The sequence below is a fragment of the Mesorhizobium sp. M0195 genome (genome assembly GCF_040322115.1).
Classification (GTDB): domain Bacteria; phylum Pseudomonadota; class Alphaproteobacteria; order Rhizobiales; family Rhizobiaceae; genus Mesorhizobium.
In genome coordinates this window covers 67,278-91,564 of record NZ_JAMYSV010000004.1, presented here as the reverse complement: position 1 = coordinate 91,564, position 24,287 = coordinate 67,278, and the positions used below count along the sequence as shown (strand labels likewise).

Below are 24,287 nucleotides of genomic sequence, written 5' to 3'. Positions count from 1 at the left end.
TAGCCTCTCCCCGCGCAAACGGGGAGAGGCTTTTTGCGGTGCTTGGGAGGTGCGCCGCCTACTTGGTTTTCTTCTTCGCCAGCAGCTCCTTCGCCGCCTTGACGCCGAGTGCCGCGGGCCGCTCGCAGCTGGTCTGCATGGCGACGAACTTTCCGGTTTCGCCCGAACGCAACAGGCCGGTCATGACGTCGACGGCATGCAGCGCCAGTTCCATCGAGCAGCGATGCGGCCGGCCTTCTCTGATCGCGATCGCCATGTCGGCCAAACCGGCGGTGCGGTAGTTGGCCATCATGCCTTGCGAATGCATCTCGTTGGGCACGCCGAACGGATGCGGCCATTTCGGCAGCTTCTTCACCGGCTTGGCGGCTTCGGTGTAGCGCACCTCGCCGCCGAAGAAGTTCGGATCCGGCACGAACACCGTGCCCGCCTCGCCATAGAGCTCCATCGGAGCGTGGCCGTGGCTCCAGACATCCCAGCTGGTGTTGAGCGTCACAACGGCGCCGTTCTCGAATTCCAGCACGCCATGGATCGTCGTTGGCGTGGAGACCGGTATCTTTTCGCCGGCGCGCGGCTTCGAGCTGATGATGCGTTCCGTCATCGGGATCGAAGCGAAGGCAGCGACCCGCTTCACCGGCCCGATCAGCTGGATCAGGTTGGTGATGTAATAGGGTCCGATATCGAGCACCGGCCCGGCGCCCGGCTGGAAGAAGAAGTCCGGATTGGGGTGCCAATGCTCCATGCCATGGCTCATCACATGACAGGTGCCGCTGGTGACCTTGCCGAGCCTGCCGGTGTCGATCAGGTCGCGGACAAGCTGGTGCGCGCCGCCAAGGAAGGTGTCGGGGGCAGAGCCGATGCGCAGCCCCTTGTTTTCCGCCCGTTTCTTCAGGTCGAGCCCTTCCTTGACCGACAGCACGAAGGGCTTCTCCGAATAGACGTGCTTGCCGGCGTCGAGGATCTGCTTCGACACCTCGTAATGCACCGCCGGAATGGTCAGGTTGACGATGATGTCGATATCGTCGGCCTTGAGCAGCCCCTCAACGGTCTCGGCGCGCAGCTTGAACTCCTTTGCCCGCGCTTTCGCCGCTTCCATGTTGATGTCGGCGCAGGCGCGCATCTCGATGCCGCGAAACAGCGGCGCCAGCGAGAAATACGCCTTCGAGATGTTGCCGCAGCCAATCACGCCGATGCCAAGTTTTGTTGCCATGCTGATGTGCTCCTAATAGGTCTTGGCGGCTGCGATGGAGCGGCGGGCGAAGCGCTCGATGTCGTTGGGATTGTCTTGTTCCATGACGTAGTATTTCGCAGCGCTTTTGGCGCGCAGCGCCTTGATCAGGCCGGGCCAGTCGATGGTGCCGTGGCCGACGTCGGACCAGCCGTCCTCGTCGAGGCCCTCGCCCGGCTTGGCCAAGTCCTTGACGTGGACGGCTACGATGCGCTTGCCGTGCTTCTCGATCCAGGGCAGCGGATCGACGCCGCCCCGCACCACCCAGGCGACATCCATCTCCCAGCCGATGTCGGGCGCGGAGGACAGGATATGGTCCTGCGGCACCGAGCCGTCGGCGAGCGCCTTGAATTCGAAATCATGATTGTGCCAGGCAAAACCATAGCCGGCTTTCCTGGCCGTCTCGCCGACCTTGGCCAGGCGTTCGCCGAAGCCGCGCCAGCCGGCCGCGTCGGCCGGCCTGAACTCGGCGTTCAGGAAGGGGCAGATGAGCAGCGTGATGCCGAGCGCATCGGCCGTCCTGCGCACGCCGTCGAAATCCTTCTCGAGCGCGTCGATCGAGAAATGCCCGGTCGGCATGGCAAGGCCGTTCTTGTCGAGCTCGGCACGGAACGCCTTGGGATCGTCATAGACGCCACCGAACCCTTCGACTTGGCTGTAACCAAGCTCGCCCAGCATTTTGAGCACGCCCTCCCAGGGCTGGAAATTACGCGCGCTGTAAAGTTGGAATGACCAGTTCATCGTCTCTGTCCGTTTCTTGGGGATGGTTAGTCTTGGGGGGAAATGGAAAAGTCTTGGGAGGCTAAAATCAGGCTCTAGAGGCGGTTACCTGTGGCGGCGTCGAACAGCGAGGCCCGCATCGGGTCGAAACCGATGCCGACCGCCTCCGCGTTGTTTGGCGTACGCTCGGCTGTCACCCGTACCGTGAAATTCTGGCCGGCGAGCTTCAGCCAGACCAGCGTGTCGGAACCCATGGGCTCGACGACCTCGACATTTGCCGTGGCTGCGAACGGCCATCCCGTGCCGCTGTTGAACGCCACGTGCTCGGGGCGGATGCCGAACACGGCCGGCCCTGGCACCGGGTCCTTCTCGAAAGCATAGGTGGCCAGCGGTATCCGCACATCCTCGGCGACGAAGTGCCAGTCGCCTGCCGCTTGGTCAAGTCTGCCGTCGAGGAAGTTCATTGCCGGCGAGCCGAGGAAGCCGGCGACAAACCGGTTGACCGGCCGGTTATAGATGGTCTGCGGCGCATCGAGCTGCTGGATGACCCCGCCCTTCATCACCGCGATACGGTCGGCCAGCGTCATCGCCTCGATCTGGTCGTGGGTGACGTAGATCATGGTGTTCTCAAGCTTGCGATGCAGCAGCTTGATTTCGACGCGCAATTCTGCGCGCAGCTTGGCGTCGAGGTTGGAGAGCGGTTCGTCGAACAGAAAGACATCGACGTCACGCACAAGTGCGCGCCCGATCGCCACACGCTGGCGCTGGCCGCCGGACAGGGCCGCCGGCTTGCGATGCAAAAGCGGTTCGATCTGCAGGATCTCGGCGGCCCGGGCGATGCGCTTGGCGATCTCGTCCTTGGCGAGACCGGCAACGCGCAGCCCAAACGACAGGTTCTTCTCCACCGTCATCTGCGGATAAAGCGCGTAGGACTGGAACACCATGCCGATGCCGCGATCCTTGGGCTCTTCCCAGGTGACGTTCTTGCCCTTGATGAAGATGCGGCCTTCGGAAACGTCGAGCAGCCCGGCAATGCAGTTGAGCAAGGTCGACTTGCCGCAGCCGGACGGGCCGAGCAGCACGATGAACTCGCCTTCGGCGACATCGAGGTTGAGCGTCTGCAGCACTGATATCGCGCCGAAATTCAGCGACAGGTTCTGGATCGAGACGCTGGTGCCGTTTGCCCCGTTGCTGCCGTTTGCCGCAACGCTGCCGTTTGCGTTCATCGCCATCATCCTTTCACCGCGCCGGCGGCGATGCCGCGCACAAACAATTTTCCGGACAGGAAATAGACGATCAGCGGCACCAGGCCGGTCAGGATGGTGGCTGCCATGTTGACGTTGTATTCCTTCACGCCTTGCACCGAGTTGACGATGTTGTTGAGCTGCACCGTCATCGGATAGGTGTCGGGGCGGGTGTAGACGACGCCGAACAGGAAGTCGTTCCAGATGCCGGTCACCTGCAGGATGATGGCGACGACGAAGATCGGCAGCGACATCGGCAGCATGATGCGGAAATAAATGCCCCAGAAGCCGGCGCCGTCGACACGCGCTGCCCGGAACAGCTCCTCCGGCATGGAGGTAAAGTAGTTGCGGAACAACAGCGTGAGGATCGGCATGCCGAAGATGGAATGGACGATCACCAGGCCGCTGAGGCTGCCGTAGAGGCCGACTTCGCGCAGGATGATGACGATCGGATAGATCATCACCTGATAAGGGATGAAGGCGCCGACGATCAGGATGATGAAGAAAGTGTCGGCGCCTTTGAAGCGCCAGTTGGCAAGCGCATAACCGTTCACCGAGGCGAGCGCGATCGACAGGATCACCGACGGGATGGTGATGCGCACCGAATTCCAGAAGCCACGCGACAGCCCGTCGCAGTTGAGCCCGGTGCAGGCGCTCGACCAGGCCTTGACCCAGGGCTCGAAGGTGATCTCCATTGGCGGCGAGAAGATGTTGCCGAGGCGTATCTCGGGCATGCCTTTGAGCGATGTCACCACCATCACGTAGAGCGGCAAAAGATAGTAGAGCGCCACCACGATCAGCGTGCCGTAGAGGAAGATGTTACGGCGCGAGAATGTGTGGCGCGGCTTCGGCCCGCTCGGCCCGTAGGCTTCGAGCCCGCCGGCGCCGGCAATGGCGGGCAATGAAACGGTATGGTCAGACACGCTTCTTGCCTCCGAACTCGAGATAGGCCCACGGCACGATGACGATGATCACCGACAGCAGCATCATCGTCGAGGCGGCGAACCCTTGGCCGAGGTTCTGGGCGAAGAACATGTAATCATAGACATATTTGGCCGGGACTTCGGAGGCGATGCCGGGCCCGCCGCTGGTCTGGGCGACGACAAGGTCGTAGACGCGAACGATGTTGGAGGCGACGATGACCAGCGTGGTGATGAAGACCGGCCGCATCATCGGTATGATGATGAACAGATAGGTCTTCCAGGTCGGTATCCCGTCGACCCGCGCGGCCTTCCAGATATCCTCGTCGATGCCGCGCAGGCCGGCCAGCATCAGGCACATGATGAGCCCGGTGCCTTGCCAGAGAGCGGCGATCAATATGCCGTAGATGACGATGCTGGAATCATAGAGCGGATTGAAGCTGAAGCTCGTCCAGCCGAGGCTGCGCACCACTGCCTGGACACCGAATTCGGGGTTGAGCAGCCACTGCCAGACCAGACCGGTGACGATGAAGGACAGGGCGAAGGGATAGAGGAAAATGGTCCGGAACGTGTCCTCGAACCGGATCTTCTGGTCGAGCAAGGCAGCAAGCAGGAAGCCGATGACAAGCGAGAACACCAGCGACAGCACGCCGTAGATCAGCAGGTTCTCGATCGAGATCAGCCAGCGCGGCGTCGCCCACAGCCGATAGTACTGGTCGAGACCGACGAAGTGCAGCCGCGGCAGCAGCTTGGAATTTGTGAAGGAATACAACACCGTCCAGAGGGTGCCGCCGACAAAAATCACCAGCGCGGTGAAAATCATCGGGATCGAAGCGACTTTCGCATTGAGGTTGCGAAAGAGTTGGCTCGGGCGTTCGCTCTTGCTCATCTGCACAGCCGCGCTGGATCGGGGAAGGGCCGGAGGGTCAAGAGGCCTTGACCCAAGCTCCCGACCCTGCGTTCGCAGGGGCGGGAGTGAGGCGGTTGGTCGATCGCTCAATCGGCCGAACCGACGATGGCGGCGAAGCGCTTCTGCGCATCTTCCACGGTCATGTCCTGCTTGGCGAAGAACTCGGAGAACAGATCCTCCTTCTGCTTCTGCGTATCCTGCGAAAGCAGCTGGTCGGTCCAGGGCATGACATTGCCCTTGGCGAGAATTTCGAGCCCCTTCTTCATGCAGTCGTTCGCCGCCTTGAGGTCGACGTCGCCGCGCACCGGCAGCGAACCTTTCTTGAGATTGAAGGCGACCTGCGTCTTGGGATCGAGCAGCGTGTGGGCCAGCACTTCCTGTGCCTTCGATTTTTCGGGATCCTTCAGCAGCGGAAAGTAGAAAGCGTCGCCGCCGGTGGCGATGACCTCGTTGAGACCGAGGCCCGGAAGGCAAGTATAGTCCTTGCCGGCGGTCTGGCCGGCAACCTGGAACTCGCCCTGCGCCCAGTCACCCATGATCTGGCCGCCCGCCTTGCCGGTGATGACCAGATTGGTGGCCTGGTTCCAGTCCTGCACATTGGTGTTCTTCGCCATCTTGCGGGCGTCGTCCGCGGCCTTGAAGACCTTGGCGACTTCGGGCCCGGCGGCGAATTCGGCGTCCTTGTCCTTGTAGACCTTGAGGAAGGCGTCGGTGCCGCCGACCGCCGCAAGCAGCACGTCGAAAGCGCCGGAGGCCTGCCAGGGCTGGCCGCCGACCGCGAGCGGCTGGATGCCTGCCTTTTCCAGCGCGGGCGCCGCAGCGACGTATTCATTCCAGTTCTTCGGCACGGGCACGCCGGCCTTTTTGAAGGCGGCGTTCGACAGCCACAGCCATTGCCAGGAGTGGATATTGACCGGCACGCAATAGATCTTGCCGTCGAGGGTACAGCCGTCGAGCAGGCTCTTCGGCTGCACGATTTCCGTCCACTTTTCCTTGGTGGCGAGATCGGTGAGGTCGCGCATCAGCCCGGCCTGCACCAATTCTTCCGCCTGCCGGCCGTGATTGAACTGGGTCGCGCCCATCGGGTCGCCGCCGGTGATGCGGCTGATCATGATCGGCCGCGCCGTGCCGCCGGAACCGGCGATGGCGCCGTCCACCCAGTGATTGCCGGTTGCGTCGAAAGCCTTGGCGAGTTCTGCGACCGCTGCCGCCTCGCCGCCGGAGGTCCACCAATGGGTGACTTCCAGATCCGTCGCGGCCGCCGGGCCGGCGAATTGCAGCGCGACCGTCGCAGCCAGCGCAGCAGTCATGAGTTGGTATCGCATTTCGTTCCTCCCAGAATCTGAAACGTTACAGATTTTCGATACGGCAATTGCTTGAGGCGCGCAACCCCTCAGGCGAAGGTGGCATCAAGTTTTTTCGAAGCGCGAATAAAATCGCGCGGCTCGCTGGCCTACCGCATCGCAACCAGAGAGGTTGCACTGCAAAATAGAATGCTGCGGCGCCGAAAAATCGGAAAATCCCGTTCCAATCGCTGTTTTGCGCCGATTGCAGCGCCGCTCGTTCTGCATCTGTCACCAGTGGTGTGGCAATGGTCGTGACAATCTGTAACGTTTCAGTATATAGCGGTCTCATTCGGTGAAGGCCGCGGCGTGCCCGCGGCCGGCCGATTGCCGGGCTGTCCGGCAACTGCTATGCGCCTGACGGGGCGGGACGAATGAACAGGCATCAAAAAGAGAAGGCCGACGACGCGTCGGGCCAGGGCCGGCCGACGCTGAAGACGCTCGCCTTCATGACCGGGCTGGGCGTCACCACCGTGTCGCGTGCGTTGAAGGACGCCCCCGAGATCGGCGCCGAGACCCGGCGGCGCGTCCAGCTTGTCGCCAAGCAGATCGGCTATCGCCCCAACCGTGCCGGCGTCCGCCTGCGCACCGGCAAGACCAATGTCATCAGCCTGGTGCTCAACACCGAGCACGAGATCATGAGTTTTGTCTCCGACATCATCTACGGCGTTTCGGAAGTCATCGCCGACACGCCCTATCACTTGATCGTGACACCCTATTCGCGCTCCCAGGATCCGCTCGACCCGATCCGTTACCTCGTGGAAACCGGTTCAGCCGACGGCGTCATCATTTCGCGCACGCAGCCGAACGATCCGAGAGCCCGCTATATGCTGGAGCGCGGCATCCCCTTTGCCACGCATGGCCGCACAGACATGGGGCTGATCCATCCCTATCACGATTTCGACAATTACGCTTTCGCAGCCGAGGCGGTGCGCCATCTGGCCGGCCTCGGCCGCCGCCGGATGGCTCTGTTGGCGCCGCCGGTCGAGCTGACCTATCACGGCCACACGCTCGCCGGCTTTGCCGATGCGCTGAGCGAGGTCGGCGCCAGCGAGATCCCGTTCAACACCGTTTCGATCGATCATTCGATCGAGCAGATCAGAATGCGGACGGCGCAGTTGATGCGCCGCGATGTCAGGCCGGACGGTTTCATCAGCAGCGCCGCCGCCGCGACGCTCGCCATCGTCGCCGGCATCGAAGACGCCGGCCTCAAGCTTGGCCGCGATGTCGATGTGGTGTCCAAACAATCGTCGGAGCTTCTGCACCTGTTTCGCAGCGAATTGCTGGTCGTCAACGAGAACTTCCGGCTGGCCGGCGCCGAACTCGCCCGCTCGGTGCTGGGCTGGATCGGAGGCGCCGCACCTGGCACCCTGCAGAGCCTGAGCGAGCCAGGCGAAGTCCAGGCCTATCGCCGCCCCGACTAGGGCGGGATATGTTCAAATTGAAATGGGCTCCATCTATTTGCCTTAGCCGCATTTCTGCGACGCCAAGTGATTCCACTTGGCTGGAAAATGTGCGCTGCCGACGGCAACCTTGGGACCGAATGCTGTCCGTCCGATATGGGGACGAGATCACCAAAGAGCGGCCGTAGGAGCACGCGGCAGTCACGTTTCGGGACTAAGGGGCTCATCACTCTTAATACCACGATGCAACAGCAGCTTGGACCGGCCATATTTGTTACGAATAGTGTCGATGTCGGATTGATCGCCCCGGCCTCGTCGTTCCAGAAAATGAAGGAGCAACGATATGTCTGAAAAGGAAGTCTTGTCTGTCATCCGGGGCCAGGAAGACGCAACTGCCAAGGGGGACGCCCGCGCCAACGTCGATGCCATGGACCCGGATGTCGTGGTTTTCGATCTGCCGCCGCCGCTCGCCTATAGAGGCGAACAGGCACGCGACATCGAAGGGATAAATGCTTGGTTTGCAACTTGGCGCAACGGCGTCACCGTTCACATGGCTGACCCGCAGCTCATGATCGACGGCGATCTTGCAGTGGCCTTCGGGCTGTCGCGCATGACTGGCATTAAGACGGATGGCACAGAGGTCGACTCCTGGAGCCGGCGAACCATCGTGCTAAGGCGCATCGGCGGTTCTTGGAAAATCATCCACGAACATGCCAGCTTCCCTATGGCAATGGACGGAAGTGGGCGCGCTGTGACGGATCTCTTGCCGTAGTTCCGGAACGCCTAACGTCCTCAACAGGGATGTCGGCTTCACGTGGCAAGGGTTCGTAGGCGAACGGTCGAATTGGCGGCCCGTTGCTGACAGTCAATCTTCGGGCCGAAAGCGGATTGGCAGCTCCGGGCCGCAGATCTTTAATTGCGGACATTTAGGTCGGCGTGGGCATCGTCGTGACCTGGCCCGAAGCGGTCACGGGTCCGGTTGAGAGGCAACTGCCGCGAACAAGCGGTAGGGATAGATGGGACTCGCTCGTCAGTGGCGCTGCGCAGGAGAGCCAAGGCGTCGCGCGAGTCATACTCTCAAGAAGCGTGATCTGTGGTATAGAGGCCGGTGAGGGCACGCCGGAGGCGCCGGTCCTACCTGCCTCTGACCTGCGCCTGGCGTGTCGCGAATCTGAACTGAGGCTCAACATGGAGCGGAAGCTCGCTGCCATCCTTGCCATTGATGTTGTCGGTTACTCGGCGCTCATGGAGGTGGATGAAGCGGGCACCTTCGACCGGCTGAAACGGGGCCGCAAAGAGTTGTTCGAGCCGGAAATCGCGACGCGACACGGGCGAATCTTCAAGCTTATGGGAGACGGCCTGCTGGCGGAGTTCGGTAGCGTGGTGGATGCGGTCGAATGCGCGGTCACGCTTCAGCGCGGCATGACGGAACGTAACGCGAGCGTCGCCGAAGACCAGCGCTTCGAAGTCCGGATCGGAATCAACCTTGGGGAAATGATCGTCGAAGGGGACGATCGCTATGGCGAGGGCGTGAATGTAGCGTCGCGCCTCCAACAACTCGCCGAGCCCGGTGGCATCTGCGTTTCGGAGAAGGTGTCCAAGGAGGTCAGGCAGAAGCTGGCGTTTGCGTTCGAGCCTATGGGCGAGCAGCGGGTGAAGAACATAGCCGAGCCGATATACTGCTATCGCGTCAACCTGCAGCTTCCGAGAGCCGCTCAGGTCGGGCGACTGGCATCGCTGGAATTGCCCGACAAGCCCTCGATCGCGGTCTTGCCTTTCACCAACATGAGCAACGATCCGGAGCAGGAAACCTTTGTCGACGGCTTGACCGAAGACCTGATCACCGACCTATCTCGCTGCGCCGGCCTCTTCGTCATCGCACGCAACTCGACCTTTGCTTACAAAGGGCGGTCGGTCGATGTGCGTTTGGCCGCGCGTGATCTTGGGGTGCGCTATGTGGTTGAAGGCAGCGCCCGGCGCGCCGCGGGGCGCGTGCGCATCAATGCGCAGCTGATCGACGCGATCGGCGGCGATCATATCTGGGCCGAGCGCTACGACAGCAGCCTCGAGGATATCTTTGCAGTGCAGGACGAGGTCACGGCCAAGATCGTCGAAGCCCTGGTCGGCCGATTGGCCGGACAGCCGGCGCGCAAACGGCCGACGAGTCTCGAAGCCTATGACCTCTGTGTACAAGCCCGCGGCGTCAGTTTTCAGACCGGGTTAGGCGCGCAGGAAGCGCGCATGCTGCTGGAGAAGGCGATCAGACTCGATCCCGACTATGCCGAAGCGCATAGCTTGCTGGCCCTCAATCTTTGGCTCGGCTGGCTGTTCTGGAACGAGCCGAAGGAAACCAACCAACCTCGCTCGCTCGCGGAAGCGCAGCAGGCAGTGGCGCTCGACCCTAACGATGCCGGGAACCGGTGGGTGCTGGGCATCATACTTGGTCACGAACGGCGTTTCGCGGAATCGGATGCAGAGTTCGAGGCGACTTTCAAGCTCGATCCCAATCATGCCGATGCCTGGGCGATGCGCTCGGATCTCATCACCTTGAGGGGCGATGCGGTCAAGGGCGTCGAATTCGTGAAGCGGGCGTTGCGGCTCAATCCGCGCCCTCCGGGGTGGTACCATTGGATGGCGGGCCAAGCCTATTATGCGCTCGGCGACTATCAATCCGCGGTCGAGGCTTTACGCAAGCCGGAAACCTACCGCACCACGTCGCGGCGCATGCTTGCGGCAGCCCTCGCGCAGCTCGGACGCCTGGATGAAGCCCGTCAGGAGGCGGAGTTCTTCATGATGAGCAATCCCCATTTCAGCATCAGGCACTGGGCGACATCGCAGCCATTCGACGACGAGGAAGTGCTCCAGCGCTTCGTCGAAGGCTACCGCAAGGCTGGCCTTCCCGACTAAAGAGCGCATCGCTTTGGATCGCCGGCTTGCTCTCGTCAGGACATAGGCTCGTCTTTTGGCTGTGAGGGCAAATGCCCGTGGGTTCCCTCGATCAATGTCCGTTGATGGCGCAACCACGATCTCCAGCGTGATCGCCAGCAAGGTCCGCTTTCAAGAAACTGCGAAGCCGATCTCTACGGCCGAGACCGGGCGCTAACCAGCCGCCCCACTTCCCCACGGGCCATGGAAAGCGCCCTGCCCATCGATGCGCTCGAAGCCGTGCGCGCCGAAGAAATCGCGCTGCGCCTGGATCAGGTTCGAAGTGCCGCGGCCCTGCCGGTAACTGTCGAAATAAGCAAGTGCGGATGACAGGGCCGGCACCGGCGAGCCGGCTTCGGCCGCCCTTGCCACGACACGGCGAAGCGACGGATGTGCCTCCTGCATCAACGAGACGAAAGCCGGCGCCATCAACAGGTTGGTGGCCGCGCCGCCGGCGCCGAAGGCCTCCGCCATCGTATCCAGCAATTGCGAGCGGATGATGCAGCCGGCCCGCCAGATCTTGGCGATGACCGGCATCGGCAGGTTCCAGTTGAATTCCTTCGACGCGCCGCTCATCACCGCGAAGCCTTGCGCGTAGGCGGCGATCTTGCCGGCAAACAGCGCCAGTTCGAGATCGGCGAGCAGGGCGTCCCTGTCTCCGGAAATCTTGCTCACGCCGGCGCCATAGACCTTTTCGGCGGCCAGCCGCTCGTCCTTGATCGACGACAGCACGCGTGCCGCCACCGCCGCTTCGATCGCGGTGGCCGGGATGCCTAGCTGCTGCGCCTCGATCACCGACCATTTGCCGGTGCCTTTCTGGCCGGCGCGGTCGAGGATGATGTCGACCACCGGTTTGCCGGTCTTGGGATCGTCGGCGGCGAGCACCTTGGCGGTGATCTCGATCAGGTACGAATTGAGCCGGCCCGTGTTCCACTGCAAAAACACCTCGGCGATCTCTTTCGGCCCCATGCCCAGGCCGTCGCGCAATATGCCGTAGATCTCGGCGATCATCTGCATGTCGGCATATTCGATGCCGTTGTGGATGGTCTTGACGAAATGGCCGGCGCCGTCGGTGCCAAGCCACGCCGCGCAAGGCTCGCCCTTGAACTTGGCCGAGATCGCGGTCAGCACCTTTTCGACGCGCTTCCAGGACTCTTCGGTGCCGCCGACCATGATCGAGGGACCGTGGCGTGCGCCCTCCTCGCCGCCGGACACGCCCATGCCGATGAAGGTCAGGCCCGAATCGGTAAGCTCTGAGAAGCGCCGCATCGTATCGCGGAAATTGGCATTGCCGGCGTCGATGACGATGTCGTTGGCCGACAGCACGCCGCGCAATGCCGCGATCTGCTCGTCGACCGGCTTGCCGGCCAGCACCATGATGATGATCGGCCGCGGCGGCCGGATCGCGGCGGCCAGTTCTTCGAGGCTGTAGCAGGGCACCACCCTATCCCTGAGCGCGCCGGCATTTTCGACAAAGGCATCGGTGCGCGCCGCGGTGCGGTTGAAGACGGCGATGCGGTGCCCCTTCTCGGCGATGTTGAGCGCCAGGTTGGAGCCCATCGTGCCAAGGCCGATCAGGCCTATTTCGGCTTTTTCCATCGTTTCTTCCCTGCTTTCGGATCTTGTTGGTTGAGCCCGCGATTGGGTTGGACGCCCATTCTTGATGGCGATGATTGACGGGGGTTCTCGGCCGCGTCAACCGCCTCGCCGAATTGTCTTGCGTGGACCAGCGCTCTCGTCACGGCCTGATGTCGATCGGCGCCTCAATCTTCACCATCTCGAAATCCGAGACCAGGATATCGAGCCGCGCCGTCCACCGGCCGGCGACCGGAATGACGAGATCGTCGACGCGCCAGGTGCCGTCGCCAAGCCTCGTCGCCGGGCGCTTGATGGGTTCGATGCCGGAATCGGGCTTTGACAGCACCAGTGTTACCTGCTTGGCGTCGAGCGGGCCGAAATCGCCGGTCATGATGAAGATCGAAGCGGCAACAGGCCCGGCATGGCCGGGCGCAATGCTGAGGTCGGCCATCGCTTGCAGCGTGTGGATATGCACCGACGCCGGCTGTGCCGCGGCGATCGCCAGCGCGCGCGGCGGCGGCGTGAAGCGCCAGCCGGCGGCAACGCCGAAGATCGCCAGCACGATCAGCACCTCGATGGCGATCGAGCGGGCCAGCCGCCGCTGGACTTCCGTTTCGCCCGCCTCAGCCGGGGCCGTAAGCTTGAAGCGATTGACGGCGGCGAGCGTGAACAGAAAGACGAGCAGCACCAGCTTGAGCAGCAGCAGCCGGCCGTAAGCGGTATGGACCAGCGCCGACGGCGTTTGCACCTGGATGACGGCGAGCACGATGCCGGCTGCCGCAAGCACCGCCACGACGAACAGGATCGCTCGTGAAAACCGGCGCAGCAACGGCCCGGCTTTGTCCGGCTGCCGTTTCAAGGCAAGACCGAGCGGCGCCAGCGCCCCGGACCAAATCGCGATACCAGTGGCGTGCAGAAACACCATCGGCCGGGTCAGCCATTGCGGCTCGGCGGCACTGGCATGCCCGCTGGCGGCAAGTGCTGCGCCAACGCCAACCAGTCCGGCCAGGGCGAGCGGCCTTGCGTCGGCGCGCGGCACGACCAGCGACAACAGGCCAAGGCCGAGCGCCATCAGCGCGATCAGCACTGTCCAGCCGAAGCTGGTGCCGAGCCCGGTCTGCCAGATGACCGGCTGCGCCAGCCGGGCAAGCGGCGCGCCAAGCGCATCCAGGCCCTGGAAACCAAGCGACAGCGGTGCGGCGGCCAGGCCGCACAGGATCGCAGCGACGATCATGTTCTGGCCTGATCGGCCGCCTTGCGCCAGCCAGGCCTGCGCAAAGGCACCGCCGACCCCGAAAAACAGGCCGACATACAGAAAAACCTTGCCGATCCAGATCGCCGTTCGAAGCCCCCGGTCAACGGCATCGGAGGCGGCCGGCGCGGCACTCGGTGTGCCGACCGAGAACAGCACCGAGCCGCCGACCGGATGCCCGTCGGCGGAGATTACCCGCCAGCTCAGCACATGCGTGCCGGATGTCAGCGCCTGCGGATTGTCGATCTCGACGGCCTGGCCGCTGAGCCGGAAAGAGCTCAGCGGGATCGACGTGCCGTCGGGCCGCACCAGCGTCAGCACCAGCGGCGAAACCGGCTCGCTGAAGGTCAGCGACATCTGCGACGGGCTCTGCGCCAGCACCGCACCGTCAGCCGGCTCGGCCTTGATCAGCGCTGCATGGGCGAAGGCGGGATCAGGCATGGCGATTACGGCGAGCAGCACGATGGCGGCCAGCAGGCCAGCCACAAGCCGGCCAGAACAGTTGCCGGCCATGCAAGCTTGCCGCAGGAAGGATGGCGCGCTCATATCACCGCCAAGAGCAGCGGCGCGCCCATCCGCCAAAGCGCGCCGCCGGAGCTCACTTCTTCGGCAGCAGCTTGAGGCCGGGCGCCGGAAATTCCAGCGCATCCTCAGCCTGCCCGGCCGCCGGAATCTCGATCCAGCGATCGGCAACGCCGTCACATTCCTGTACCACCGGAAAATGCAGCATCTGGCCTGCCGGCAGGTCGGATGCCAGTGTCGCGCGAAAGACGAATTCGTCGTAGAATTCGTCCGGCAGGCTGCCGGCGCTCCAGTCGATCTCCTTGACGCCGCTGGTCACTGCCTGGCCGTAGAGCTGGTAGGACTTCTCGTATTTGCCGTTCTTGACCTGCAGCGTCCAACCCGGCTTCGGCATCGGTTTGACCGAGAGCACCCCTTCCGGGATCTGCACGCGCACGGCGGTCGTCGCCTTGCCCTCGCAGCCATGCGGCACCCGAAGAACCGCCTTGTAGGTCGAGCCCACCGCCGCCTCCGGCGTTTCGAGCGTGATGTGGGCAAAGGCCGCGCCGGTCCCGAGGATAAGAAGCACGCAGCCGGGCAAAAGAGATTTCTTCATGATGGTACCTCTCGAAGCGGCCAAGTCAGTGGTCGTCCTGCGGCGCCGCGCTGCCGATGCCTTGCACGGCGAATTCAATCTGCACGGGCCCGGCTTTTTCGAAGGTCAGCGTGGCGGAGAACATTTCGCCCTCCTTGGGCTGCCGCTTCAAATCCATGAACATCAAATGATAGCCGTTAGGCGCCAGCGCGACCTTGCCGCCAGCCGGGATTTCGAGGCCGCCGGTGACCGGCCGCATGGTCATGACGCCATTGCTGACGCCCATCTCGTGCAGTTCGGCCTTGGCCGAAATGTCGGAGGTGATCGACAGCAGGCGATCCGGCGCACTGCCGGTGTTGGTGATGGTAAAGTAGCCGCCGGCTACCTTGGCGCCGGCTGGCGTGGCGCGCGACCAGGGGTGCCCGATCTCGAGATCGCCAAGCTTGAACTCGTGTGCCAACACCGTCTGGGCGCTGGCGAACAGGAGGGCAAGAACGCAAAGGGCGATGCCGAGACGCTGCTCGAAACGACCCAGTGCGAAGCGCCTGCGGCTGGATGCGGCGGCGCGAAAAGAGTGAGACATGATTGCTCCGTGGACTTTAAGGGACCGCGCCGACGGCCGGTCGCGAACGATGTCGATAAACGCGCCGGCAAAGGGTTGCGCGGCGCGAACCAGAACGGATCAGGCCGTCGCCGGTGGTGCGCGCGGATTGGACGGAGTGCGGGCGCGGGCGAAATCGCGATGCCGGAAGGCCGGCAGAAAAAAGGCGATGGTTTCGACGGAGAGGCTGCGAGACAGGCTCCCGGTGGCATCGGGCGGCGCGTAGACCGCCGAAACGAGGTTGCAGCCAAGCATGCAGCAAGCCGGCATGTGCTGCTGATGCGGATCCCCGGCCGGGAGTTGCGCCGCACCGTCATGGGTGCAGATCGTGTTGCCGAAAGCATCGAATTGCGAGGCGTTCGGCTCGCCGCCTGAAGCAAACGCGCCGAACATCGACTGGAGCACGAAAAGCCACGCCGCGGCGAACGCGACCGGCATGCTCCATCGTCTCCGGCGTATGGTCAAGAACCAGCCTCTTCACGCAGCAACGTCAGTTCTCTAGCACGGAGCCGGCGGCCGGAAAATCGCCAAAACGTTGCTGCGGCAACGCAACACAATCACGCGCGTTGCGGCTGCCTGCCCTCGGGAATGGACGTCAGCAGCGTGTGGCGGGCCGATTTCAGGTGCTTGCGGCAGGCGGCGTCGACCTTGGCGAGATCGCGCGATTTGAGCGCGGCGATATAGGCGAGATGCTCCTGGACCGCGACTTCGTTGCGCTCGCGCTCCTGCGCCTTGTTCCACTGGTAGTGGTAGTGGAAGATCATGGCGATGACGTCGTAGAAATCGACAATGAAGCGGTTGTGCGACGCCCGGTGGATAAGCCGGTGAAAGCGCTCGTCGAGCTCGGAGAATTCGTTGAACCGCACGGCGATCTCGCGCGCCAGCAGGCGATGCTCGTCCTCCAGGCGGTCGAGGTCGGCCCACACCGGGCTGTCCTCGGGCAGAGCGGCAAAGGCTGCGGCCGAGCGCAGTTCGAACATTTCGCGGATCTCGGTCAACTCCAGCGCGAAGGCGCGGGTAAAGCCTTTCAGCACCCAGTGGCTGTTGCGGCGCTTCTCGATCAGGCCAAAGCGCGAGAAGCGGATCAGGAATTCGCGCACGCTGGTGGTGCCGACGCCGATCTCTCGCGCCAGCTCGAGCTCGTTGATCTGCATTCCGGCTTCGGCACCGCTGGCAAGCAGCCGCCGCATGAAGGAACGCTCGATGATCTCGGCCAGCGTGTCGGTTTCTTCCTCGGGGAAGAAATCATCCGGCCGCGGCTCGCGCAGAACCGTCTTGCTGCGCTTGTTCCAGTCTATCAGCCCGGTCTCTTCCATGCGCGCAAGGATAGTGCGGACCGTCGTGCGGCTGACGCCGAGCAGCGTACCCAGCTCCGGCTCCGAAGGCAGGCTCCTGGTTTCGTCGAGCAGCCTCAGACCGCGATTATAAGCGTCCTTGTAAACGTTGTTGCTCTTCGACATCCCCTGCCCCGTGGCGCATTGGCGATTGCGGCCGGATTGAAGCGTTTCGCGCGCATGAAATCGGAATCGCTTCGCAAAATACCATGCGCAACGCTAGTCTTGGTTGTAGAGCCTACTTCTCGCATCCAAAAGACGCGTCGCGCTCTGGCGAAAAAACAATTGACGCAAAAATGTTTTTTCACGATAAAAGACATTATATGTTAAGAGCCGCGTGTCAATCCGCTCGCGCACCCAGGAACACACCCAGGAAGCTCCCGTGAACGCCGCAAACAGCATTCTTCTGTCTCCCGCCGACAATGTCGCGGTCGCCAATGGCCGCATCGAGATCGGCACCGTGCTGCCGGGCGGCGCCGTCGCCGCCGCGCTGATCGAGCCGGGCCACAAAGTGGCGATCAAGCCGATTGCGGCTGGCGAAGCCGTGGTCAAATACGCCCAGGCGATCGGCCGCGCCACGCAGGACATCGCGCCCGGCGAGCATGTCCATTCGCACAATCTGGTCTTCGAAAGCGGGCGTTTGCCGGTGGTGCCGCCGAGCGAGGCAGTGCATGCGACCGAGGCCGACCGCGCCCGCACCTTCATGGGCTACCGCCGCGCCGACGGCCGCGCCGGCACGCGCAACTTCGTCGGCATTCTGGCCAGCGTCAATTGCTCGGCAACCGTCTGCCACGCCATCGCTGACGCGGCGAACCGCACGCTTCTGCCGCAATATCCCGGCATCGACGGCTTCGTCCCGATCGTCCACGGCCAGGGCTGCGGCATGAGCGCCACCGGCGACGGCATGATGGTGCTGCATCGCACGCTGGCCGGCTATGCCCGTCATCCGAATTTCGGCGGCGTGCTGATGGTCGGGCTCGGCTGCGAGGTCAACCAGCTCACCCTCTATGGCCAGAAGGGCGTTGCCGCGGGAAAACGTCATTTCAACATCCAGGAAGCCGGCGGCTCGCGCAAATCGGTCGAGAAGGCGCTGGTCGTGCTGGCCGAGATCGCCGAGGAGGTCGGCAAGCTTCAGCGTGAGCCGATCCCGGTCAGCGAGATCGTCGTCGGCCTGCAATGCGGCGGCTCCGACGGCATGTCCGGCATCACTGCCAATCCGGCGCTGGGTGCCGCGGTTGACATCCTGGCCGGCGTCGGCGGTGTCGGCATCCTCTCCGAGACGACGGAGATCTACGGCGCCGAGCACCTGCTTGCCTATCGTGCCGCCACCCCCGAGATCGCCGCCAAGCTCGACGGTTACGTGAAATGGTGGGAAGACCATGTCGCCAAGCATGGCGCTTCCATCGACAACAACCCCTCGCCGGGCAACAAGCGCGGCGGCCTGACCACCATCCTGGAAAAGTCGCTCGGCGCGGTCGCCAAGGGCGGCCAGACGCCGCTCAACGGCGTCTTCGGCTATGCCGAAAAGGTCACCGGGCACGGGCTGGTGTTCATGGACACGCCCGGCTACGACCCGGTCTCGGCCACCGGCCAGGTGGCGGGCGGCGCCAACGTCATCGTCTTCACCACAGGCCGCGGCTCCTGCTTCGGCTGCCGGCCGACGCCGTCGATCAAGGTCGCCAGCAACTCGACCATGTATCACACGATGGAGGAGGACATGGACGTGAATTGCGGCGTCATCGCCTCGGGCGAAAAGACCATCGCCGGCATGGGCCGCGAGATCTTCGAACTGATCGTCGAGACGGCTTCGGGCCGCAAGACCAAGAGCGAAGAGTTCGGCTACGGCGACAACGAGTTCGTGCCGTGGCACCTCGGAGCGACGCTCTAAGCCGGTCGCAAACACCTGACGTGATTGCCAGGTGTCACAGTTCGTACACCCCGAAAAAGAATGAACATTCCATATTGACTGTATGATGGAATTAATATTCCATGCGACATATTGGAGGAGATTGGCAGCGGAGTTCCGAGGGAGCAAGCTTTCCCGCCCAGCCATTCGAGCGGCCATCAAACATCGCTTGCGCCGACCGAGGTGATGCACTATCAAAATGCGGTAAATGTTTTTTATTGATAAAGTTCCGTTTGGGCCGCGCCATCCGAATGGAGCTTCCGTAACATTCACCGGGCGACTTAGGGAGGACTCCTAATGAAATTCGTGACCAGCATTCTCAATCGCCGCGCCTTCGTGGCACTCGCAGCCGCCTCGATGCTTGCCGGCGTGATGCACTCGGCCCCGGCATCCGCGGCCGACGCGACCATTCCGATCATCGTCAAGGACACCACGTCCTTCTACTGGCAGATCGTTCTGGCGGGAGCCCGCAAGGCCGGCAAGGACCTCGGCGTCAACGTGCCGGAGCTCGGCGCCCAGGCCGAGACCGACGTCAACGGCCAGATCTCGATCCTTGAAAATGCCGTCGCCGGCAACCCGGCGGCCGTCGTCATTGCGCCGACCGAAGCCAAGGCGCTCGGCAAGCCGATCGACGAGGCCGCCACCAAGGTCAAGATCATCGGCATCGACTCTGGCGCCGACTCCAAGGCCTTCACCTCGTTCCTGACCACCGACAACATCCAGGGCGGCCGCGTTGCCGCTGACGGCCTTGCCGCAGCCATCGGCGAAGCCAATGGCGGCAAGGTCGAGGGCGACGTCGCCCTGATCACCGCTCTTCCGGGCGCCGGCTCGCTCGAACAGCGCGCCCAGGGTTTTAAGGAACAGCTCGCTGCCAAATATCCGGGCCTCAAGCTGGTCGCCGACAAATACGCCGACGGCCAGGCCACCACCGGCCTCAACATCGCCACCGACCTGATCACCGCCAACCCCAACCTCAAGGGCATCTTCGCCTCCAACCTGATCATGGCGCAGGGCGTCGGCCAGGCGATCGCCGAGAACAGTCTTGCCGGCAAGGTCGGGCTGGTCGGTTTCGACAGCGACGAGAAGCTGATCAAGTTCCTCAACGACGGCGTCATTTCGGCTCTCGTCGTCCAGGATCCGTACCGGATGGGCTATGACGGCATCAAGACGGCGCTCGCCGCCTCGAAGGGCGAGAAGGTCGAGGCCAATGTCGATACCGGCGCCAATTTGGTTACCAAGGCCAACATGAAGGATCCGAAGATCGACGCGCTGCTCAACCCGAAGCTCGACTGAGCATAGCCGCAAGTGAACTGTTTCCGGGGCCTTTTCGCCCCGGAAACATCCCACTCGTGCCAATCGCGAGGCCAATCTTTGGGGGCCAATCTGGGAGGATTGTCATGATGTCGACGGCGCAGGAACTCCATCCGGCCCCAACGCTTGAACCGGGCAGGACCATCCTCGAACTCCGCGGGCTGGAAAAGCGCTATCCCGGCACCCATGCGCTGAAGCCGGTCGATCTCGCCTTCAAGGCCGGCGAGATCCACGCCATCGTCGGCGAGAACGGCGCCGGCAAATCCACCCTGATCAAGCTTCTGACCGGCGTCATGCCGCGCACCTCCGGCGACGTCATCTGGGAGGGCAAGCCTGCCGCATTGGCAACGCCGCATGAGGCGATGGCGCTCGGCATCAATGCCGTGCATCAGGAAGTCGTCCTATGCCGCCATCTCACCGTCGCCGCCAACATGTTCCTCGGCGAGGAGGATTCCCGCTTCGGCATCCTGCAGCAGCGGGCGATGGTCAGGCAGGCGCAGAAGATCATCGACGATCTCGGCTTCGACCTGCCGGCGCATGTCATGCTGGGTGACCTGACCATCGGCCAGCAGCAGTTGATCGCCGCCGCCCGCGCCACGGTGCGCGGCACCAAATTCCTGATCTTCGACGAGCCGACCGCCTATCTTACCCGCAAGGAGGCCGACCAGCTGTTCACGCTGATCCGCCGGCTGAAGGGCGAAGGCGTCACCATCATCTACATCAGCCATCGCATGGAAGAAGTGTTCGAGCTCGCCGACCGCGTCTCGGTGCTGCGCGACGGCACGCTGGTCGGCACCAGGAACATTGCCGAGACCAATGACGCCGAGCTGGTCAAGATGATGATCAACCGCTCGATCGAGCAGGTCTACCACAAGGAGCATTTCACCCCCGGCGCGACCATCGTCGAAACCAGGAACCTGTCCGGCAAGGGTTTCGAAAATGTCTCGATGTCCGTCCGCGCCGGCGAGATCGTCGGCCTCTACGGCCTGATCGGCGCCGGGCGCAGCGAGTTCGTCACCACGCTCTATGGCCGACACCGCAAATCGGCCGGCCAGATCCTCTGGGAGGGCAAGGAGGTCAAGGTCAATTCCGAACATGACGCGATCAGGCTCGGCATGGCGCTGGCCCCGGAAAGCCGCCGCGACCAGGGCCTCTGCCTCAACCTGCCGGTCGGACTCAACCTCAATCTGCCGATCTACAAGCGCATCTCGATCAATCTGCTGATCTCCCGCGCGCAGGAAAAGGCGCAAGCCGATCGCCAGGTCGCCGACCTGCGCATCAAGACGCCGACGCGCGGCGCGCTGGCCTCCAGCCTGTCCGGCGGTAACCAGCAGAAGATCGTCATCGGCAAATGGCTCGCCCATGGCGCCAAGCTATTCATCTTCGACGAGCCGACTGTCGGCGTCGACGTCGGCACCAAGGCCGAGATCTACCGCCTGTTCGGCGCGCTGTTGTCCAAGGGAGCCGGCATCATCCTGATCTCGTCCTACCTGCCCGAGGTCTATGAACTCGCGGACACGCTGCACGTGTTCCGGCGCGGCAAGCTGGTGGCCACGCACGGCTTTCGTACCGCTGATCACGAGGAGATCCTCACCCAGGCGCTGGCCGAGAAACAAGAAAGACCGGGAGGGAAGATATGAGCACCGAGGCGATCGCTGCCGAAAGGCCGAAACGCAACTACAACGCCCTGTTCGGGCTGACACTGCTGGCGCTGCTGGTTCTTTTATGGATCATCCTGTCGGTGGCGACGCCGAGCTTCGCCTCCGCCAACAACATCTCCAACCTGTTGCGGCAAGGGTCGATGATCGCCATCCTGGCGGTCGGCCAGACCTTCGTCATCATCACCGGCGGCATCGACCTTTCCGTCGGCGCCGTGGTCGGCTTCGCCACCGTCATCGTCGCGATGCTGATCAACGCCGGCACACCGGTTTTCCTCGCCATCCTGATCACTTGCTGGTCGGCGTCGCCATCGGCATGTTCCATGGGTTCGGCATCGTCAAGATGGGCCTGCCGCCCTTCATCATCACCCTGGCAACGCTGACCTCGCTGCGCGGCATCGGTCTGTTGATGACCAATGGCAACTCGATCTCGATCAACAACGACGCCTTCCAGACGTTCTCGCGCAGTTCCTTCGCCGGCGTCCCCAATCTGTTCTGGATGGTGATCCTGGTCGGCATCCCAGCCTACATCTTCCTGCACCACAGCCGCTGGGGCCGCTATCTGTTCTCGGTCGGCTCCAACGCCGAGGCGTCGCGCCTGTCAGGCGTCAACGTCCAGCGCACCATCTACATGGCCTACACGCTGTCGGGCCTGTGTGCGGCCTTCGTCGGCGTGCTGCTTGCCTCGCGCATCGGCATCGGCAATCCGACGCAGGCCGAGGGCTGGGAATTGCAGGCGATCGCCTCCTCGGTGATCGGCGGCACCTCGCTGTTCGGCGCTGTCGGCTCAGTGCACGGGCCGCTGCTCGGCGCCTTCATCCTTGCCACCATCAACAACGGCGCCAATCTGCTCAACGTCAACGCCTTCTGGCAACGCATCATCACCGGCGTGCTGATCATCGTCATCGTCTATTTCGACGGGCTGCGCCGCCGCGGCAAATAGACCGCCTCCCCACAACCGCCGGCCTCGCGACAGCAGAGCCGGCGGTGCCATGAACCGACTGGATTGAAGCATGAAAGCCGTCGTCTGCCGCTCGCCCGGCGAACTTGTCCTCGAAGATCGTCCGGCGCCTGGCGCGCCCCCGGCCGGCTGGGCGCTGGTCGCCGTCAGCCATGTCGGCATCTGCGGCACCGACTATCACATCTTCGAAGGCAAGCACCCGTTCCTCGCCTATGCCCGCATCATGGGCCACGAAGTTTCCGGCACCGTGATCGAGGTTGGTGAGGGCGTCGATCTGGCAATCGGCGAACCGGTGGTCGTCAATCCCTATCTCGCCTGCGGCAAATGCATCGCCTGCCGGCAAGGCAAGCCGAATTGCTGCGTTAAGATCGAGGTGCTCGGCGTCCACCGCGACGGCGCCATGTGCGAGCAAATCCTGGTGCCGGCGCAAAATCTTTATCCGGCAAATGGCCTGTCGCTGGCCGATGCTGCTGCCGTCGAATTCCTGGCGATCGGCGCCCATGCCGTACGGCGCTCGCTCGCAGATCCAGGTGCGCGCACGCTGGTCATTGGCGCCGGCCCGATCGGGCTCGGCACGGCGCTGTTCGCCCGCATCGCCGGGCTCGACGTGACGCTGCTCGACATGAGTGCGGAGAGGCTGGGTTTCGCCGAAAGCGAACTCGGCTTCGCGACCCTCGACGGCTCGCAGGGCGCTGCTGCGGACCTGGTGCGGCAAGCAACCGACGGCCATGGTTTTGACATGGTTTTCGATGCCACCGGCAACACCCAGTCGGTGCAGTCGGCCTTCGCCCATGTCGCGCATGGCGGGGCGCTGGTCCTGGTCAGCGTCGTCAAGGACGACATCGCCTTTTCCGATCCCGAATTCCACAAGCGCGAGATGATGCTGATCGGCAGCCGCAACGCGCTGCGTGCCGATTTCGACCATGTCGCCGCCTCGATCCGCAACGGCGCGGTGCCGTTGGCAAAGCTCGTCACGCACCGCACGACGCTTGGCAAAACGCCGCACGACCTCGCCCGCTGGGCACATGAGAAATCCGGCCTGATAAAGGCCGTTATCCAGGTCGGGTGATGCTGGCGCACCTCAAGGCGCCGACAGTTTGAGCTCGATCCGCTCGGCCGGGAAGCGCGCCTCCGAAAACTGGATCGGCTGACCGTCGGGCGTGACGTTGACGGCGACCGTCACCAGCACGATGGCGCCGGGCTGCAGGTCGAGGTCCGCAAGGTCGGCGGCATCGGCATGGCGCGCCGACAGCACCGTCGATTGCCGCAGATAGTCGTCGATGCCGAAACGTGCCAGTGATGCCGTGATCGAACCGGTTTCCGCCATGGCGGCATCGATGCCGGCAAAGCGCCTGGCATCGAACCAGCCGGCAGCGCGCGACACCGGCATTCCATCGGCTTCGCCCCGCGTTTCCAGACGTATCACGTCGGCCCCCTTTGCAAGGCCTAAGCTCTCTGCGACACGACGGTTGGCAGGCTCGACCGATGACGCAAGCAAGGTGATATGCCGCTCGGACGCCTGTCCTTGCAATCCTTCGGAAAAGCGGGTGCGGGCGCCGATCGGATATGACAGCCGCCTGCGCGACAGCACGAAGGTGCCGCGCCCCTGCTCTGCCCTGAGCACACCCTCCTGCACCAGCGCTGCAATGGCGCTGCGGACGGTGTGGCGGTTGACGCCATAGCGCTCGGCAAGTGCCACCTCCGGCGGCAACGCCGCATTTTCGGGAAAATCGCCGACGGAAATCGAATGCAGTATCTGATCGGCGATCTGCCGCCACAGCGCGACACCGCTGCGCCGCTCGATGCTGTTGGCTTGTCCGATCATTTTCTGCCCCAACCTTTGCGCCCCCTCTTCTCGCCCTTGTCATGCACCGTCATAGACACGCATTAGATAATAGGT

At 63.3% G+C, this 24,287-nt stretch carries 20 protein-coding genes and 1 pseudogene; 8 read left to right on the top strand and 13 right to left on the bottom strand.

The features are described from left to right. Nucleotides 1–58: 58 nt before the first annotated feature. The 6 genes from NKJ12_RS10930 to NKJ12_RS10905 all read right to left on the bottom strand — a co-directional run bounded on the left by NKJ12_RS10930 (nt 59) and on the right by NKJ12_RS10905 (nt 6,344). Nucleotides 59–1,207: a Gfo/Idh/MocA family protein gene (locus tag NKJ12_RS10930; protein WP_352506632.1), complete on the bottom strand. Its 1,149-nt coding sequence runs from the start codon at nt 1,205–1,207 to the stop codon at nt 59–61. Between the two features lie 12 nt (nt 1,208–1,219). Next, nucleotides 1,220–1,966 (bottom strand): sugar phosphate isomerase/epimerase family protein, encoded by a 747-nt coding sequence (locus NKJ12_RS10925; RefSeq protein ID WP_352506633.1) that lies wholly within the window; start codon nt 1,964–1,966, stop codon nt 1,220–1,222. 74 nt (nt 1,967–2,040) lie between these two features. Further along, the gene (locus NKJ12_RS10920; protein WP_352506634.1) at nt 2,041–3,171 is read right to left on the bottom strand and encodes an ABC transporter ATP-binding protein; all 1,131 of its coding nucleotides are present in this window, start codon (nt 3,169–3,171) and stop codon (nt 2,041–2,043) included. A 5-nt stretch (nt 3,172–3,176) separates the two neighbouring features. After that, nucleotides 3,177–4,112 carry a carbohydrate ABC transporter permease gene (locus tag NKJ12_RS10915; RefSeq protein ID WP_352476375.1) on the bottom strand — a complete coding sequence of 312 codons (936 nt, stop codon included), beginning with the start codon at nt 4,110–4,112 and terminating at the stop codon, nt 3,177–3,179. After that, nucleotides 4,105–4,998, bottom strand: a complete 894-nt coding sequence (locus NKJ12_RS10910) for a carbohydrate ABC transporter permease (protein WP_352476374.1) — start codon at nt 4,996–4,998, stop codon at nt 4,105–4,107. Before NKJ12_RS10910 ends, NKJ12_RS10915 begins: the two co-directional genes overlap by 8 nt. Nucleotides 4,999–5,105: 107 nt before the next feature. Beyond that, the gene (locus tag NKJ12_RS10905) at nt 5,106–6,344 is read right to left on the bottom strand and encodes an ABC transporter substrate-binding protein (protein WP_352506635.1); all 1,239 of its coding nucleotides are present in this window, start codon (nt 6,342–6,344) and stop codon (nt 5,106–5,108) included. Between the two features lie 392 nt (nt 6,345–6,736). Between NKJ12_RS10905 and NKJ12_RS10900 the strand changes: the two genes are divergently transcribed. From NKJ12_RS10900 to NKJ12_RS10890, 3 genes are all read left to right on the top strand, one after another. Further along, nucleotides 6,737–7,786, top strand: coding sequence for a LacI family transcriptional regulator (locus NKJ12_RS10900; protein WP_352506636.1), 1,050 nt, complete (start codon nt 6,737–6,739; stop codon nt 7,784–7,786). A gap of 322 nt (nt 7,787–8,108) precedes the next feature. Next, entirely contained in the window at nt 8,109–8,537 is a 429-nt protein-coding gene (locus NKJ12_RS10895; RefSeq protein WP_352476371.1) for a YybH family protein, read from the top strand. Nucleotides 8,538–8,953: 416 nt separating this feature from the next. Further along, on the top strand, nt 8,954–10,672 hold the full coding sequence (locus tag NKJ12_RS10890; protein WP_352702640.1) for an adenylate/guanylate cyclase domain-containing protein: 1,719 nt from the start codon (nt 8,954–8,956) through the stop codon (nt 10,670–10,672). Nucleotides 10,673–10,864: 192 nt separating this feature from the next. On the opposite strand, the gene gnd is transcribed toward NKJ12_RS10890, so the two are convergent. The 6 genes from gnd to NKJ12_RS10860 form a co-directional block, all read right to left on the bottom strand. Next, nucleotides 10,865–12,289, bottom strand: a complete 1,425-nt coding sequence (gnd, locus tag NKJ12_RS10885) for an NADP-dependent phosphogluconate dehydrogenase (RefSeq protein ID WP_352506637.1) — start codon at nt 12,287–12,289, stop codon at nt 10,865–10,867. Nucleotides 12,290–12,428: 139 nt separating this feature from the next. Beyond that, nucleotides 12,429–14,066 carry a copper resistance CopC/CopD family protein gene (locus tag NKJ12_RS10880; RefSeq protein WP_352691115.1) on the bottom strand — a complete coding sequence of 546 codons (1,638 nt, stop codon included), beginning with the start codon at nt 14,064–14,066 and terminating at the stop codon, nt 12,429–12,431. A gap of 52 nt (nt 14,067–14,118) precedes the next feature. Further along, the gene (locus tag NKJ12_RS10875; RefSeq protein WP_352691117.1) at nt 14,119–14,637 is read right to left on the bottom strand and encodes a YcnI family copper-binding membrane protein; all 519 of its coding nucleotides are present in this window, start codon (nt 14,635–14,637) and stop codon (nt 14,119–14,121) included. Between the two features lie 25 nt (nt 14,638–14,662). After that, nucleotides 14,663–15,199, bottom strand: a complete 537-nt coding sequence (locus NKJ12_RS10870; RefSeq protein WP_352691119.1) for a copper chaperone PCu(A)C — start codon at nt 15,197–15,199, stop codon at nt 14,663–14,665. A 99-nt stretch (nt 15,200–15,298) separates the two neighbouring features. Continuing rightward, a complete protein-coding gene (locus tag NKJ12_RS10865; RefSeq protein WP_352702638.1) occupies nt 15,299–15,655 on the bottom strand; it encodes a DUF2946 family protein in 357 nt (118 codons plus the stop codon). 119 nt (nt 15,656–15,774) lie between these two features. Beyond that, nucleotides 15,775–16,677 (bottom strand): GntR family transcriptional regulator, encoded by a 903-nt coding sequence (locus NKJ12_RS10860; RefSeq protein ID WP_352476364.1) that lies wholly within the window; start codon nt 16,675–16,677, stop codon nt 15,775–15,777. A gap of 256 nt (nt 16,678–16,933) precedes the next feature. Here NKJ12_RS10860 and NKJ12_RS10855 point away from each other — a divergent pair, with 256 nt between their 5' ends. The 5 genes and pseudogenes from NKJ12_RS10855 to NKJ12_RS10835 all read left to right on the top strand — a co-directional run bounded on the left by NKJ12_RS10855 (nt 16,934) and on the right by NKJ12_RS10835 (nt 23,456). Next, entirely contained in the window at nt 16,934–18,439 is a 1,506-nt protein-coding gene (locus tag NKJ12_RS10855; protein ID WP_352702636.1) for a UxaA family hydrolase, read from the top strand. Between the two features lie 315 nt (nt 18,440–18,754). Beyond that, the gene (locus NKJ12_RS10850; protein WP_023675208.1) at nt 18,755–19,750 is read left to right on the top strand and encodes an ABC transporter substrate-binding protein; all 996 of its coding nucleotides are present in this window, start codon (nt 18,755–18,757) and stop codon (nt 19,748–19,750) included. Nucleotides 19,751–19,854: 104 nt separating this feature from the next. After that, nucleotides 19,855–21,408, top strand: a complete 1,554-nt coding sequence (locus NKJ12_RS10845) for a sugar ABC transporter ATP-binding protein (protein ID WP_352702634.1) — start codon at nt 19,855–19,857, stop codon at nt 21,406–21,408. A 161-nt stretch (nt 21,409–21,569) separates the two neighbouring features. Further along, nucleotides 21,570–22,369: pseudogene (locus NKJ12_RS10840) on the top strand (ABC transporter permease). 70 nt (nt 22,370–22,439) lie between these two features. Further along, nucleotides 22,440–23,456 (top strand): zinc-binding alcohol dehydrogenase family protein, encoded by a 1,017-nt coding sequence (locus NKJ12_RS10835; RefSeq protein ID WP_352702632.1) that lies wholly within the window; start codon nt 22,440–22,442, stop codon nt 23,454–23,456. A 12-nt stretch (nt 23,457–23,468) separates the two neighbouring features. On the opposite strand, the gene phnF is transcribed toward NKJ12_RS10835, so the two are convergent. Continuing rightward, nucleotides 23,469–24,212 carry a phosphonate metabolism transcriptional regulator PhnF gene (gene phnF / locus NKJ12_RS10830; RefSeq protein WP_352702631.1) on the bottom strand — a complete coding sequence of 248 codons (744 nt, stop codon included), beginning with the start codon at nt 24,210–24,212 and terminating at the stop codon, nt 23,469–23,471. Nucleotides 24,213–24,287: the final 75 nt, after the last annotated feature.

Bases quoted from the DNA above. Each gene is read 5' to 3' on its own strand.
- NKJ12_RS10930 (WP_352506632.1), bottom strand. From the start codon at position 1,207: ATGGCAACAAAACTTGGCATCGGCGTGATTGGCTGCGGCAACATCTCG.
- NKJ12_RS10925 (WP_352506633.1), bottom strand. From the start codon at position 1,966: ATGAACTGGTCATTCCAACTTTACAGCGCGCGTAATTTCCAGCCCTGG.
- NKJ12_RS10920 (WP_352506634.1), bottom strand. From the start codon at position 3,171: ATGAACGCAAACGGCAGCGTTGCGGCAAACGGCAGCAACGGGGCAAAC.
- NKJ12_RS10910 (WP_352476374.1), bottom strand. From the start codon at position 4,998: ATGAGCAAGAGCGAACGCCCGAGCCAACTCTTTCGCAACCTCAATGCG.
- NKJ12_RS10905 (WP_352506635.1), bottom strand. From the start codon at position 6,344: ATGCGATACCAACTCATGACTGCTGCGCTGGCTGCGACGGTCGCGCTG.
- NKJ12_RS10900 (WP_352506636.1), top strand. From the start codon at position 6,737: ATGAACAGGCATCAAAAAGAGAAGGCCGACGACGCGTCGGGCCAGGGC.
- NKJ12_RS10895 (WP_352476371.1), top strand. From the start codon at position 8,109: ATGTCTGAAAAGGAAGTCTTGTCTGTCATCCGGGGCCAGGAAGACGCA.
- NKJ12_RS10890 (WP_352702640.1), top strand. From the start codon at position 8,954: ATGGAGCGGAAGCTCGCTGCCATCCTTGCCATTGATGTTGTCGGTTAC.
- gnd (WP_352506637.1), bottom strand. From the start codon at position 12,289: ATGGAAAAAGCCGAAATAGGCCTGATCGGCCTTGGCACGATGGGCTCC.
- NKJ12_RS10880 (WP_352691115.1), bottom strand. From the start codon at position 14,066: ATGAGCGCGCCATCCTTCCTGCGGCAAGCTTGCATGGCCGGCAACTGT.
- NKJ12_RS10875 (WP_352691117.1), bottom strand. From the start codon at position 14,637: ATGAAGAAATCTCTTTTGCCCGGCTGCGTGCTTCTTATCCTCGGGACC.
- NKJ12_RS10870 (WP_352691119.1), bottom strand. From the start codon at position 15,199: ATGTCTCACTCTTTTCGCGCCGCCGCATCCAGCCGCAGGCGCTTCGCA.
- NKJ12_RS10865 (WP_352702638.1), bottom strand. From the start codon at position 15,655: ATGCCGGTCGCGTTCGCCGCGGCGTGGCTTTTCGTGCTCCAGTCGATG.
- NKJ12_RS10860 (WP_352476364.1), bottom strand. From the start codon at position 16,677: ATGTCGAAGAGCAACAACGTTTACAAGGACGCTTATAATCGCGGTCTG.
- NKJ12_RS10850 (WP_023675208.1), top strand. From the start codon at position 18,755: ATGAAATTCGTGACCAGCATTCTCAATCGCCGCGCCTTCGTGGCACTC.
- NKJ12_RS10845 (WP_352702634.1), top strand. From the start codon at position 19,855: ATGATGTCGACGGCGCAGGAACTCCATCCGGCCCCAACGCTTGAACCG.
- NKJ12_RS10835 (WP_352702632.1), top strand. From the start codon at position 22,440: ATGAAAGCCGTCGTCTGCCGCTCGCCCGGCGAACTTGTCCTCGAAGAT.
- phnF (WP_352702631.1), bottom strand. From the start codon at position 24,212: ATGATCGGACAAGCCAACAGCATCGAGCGGCGCAGCGGTGTCGCGCTG.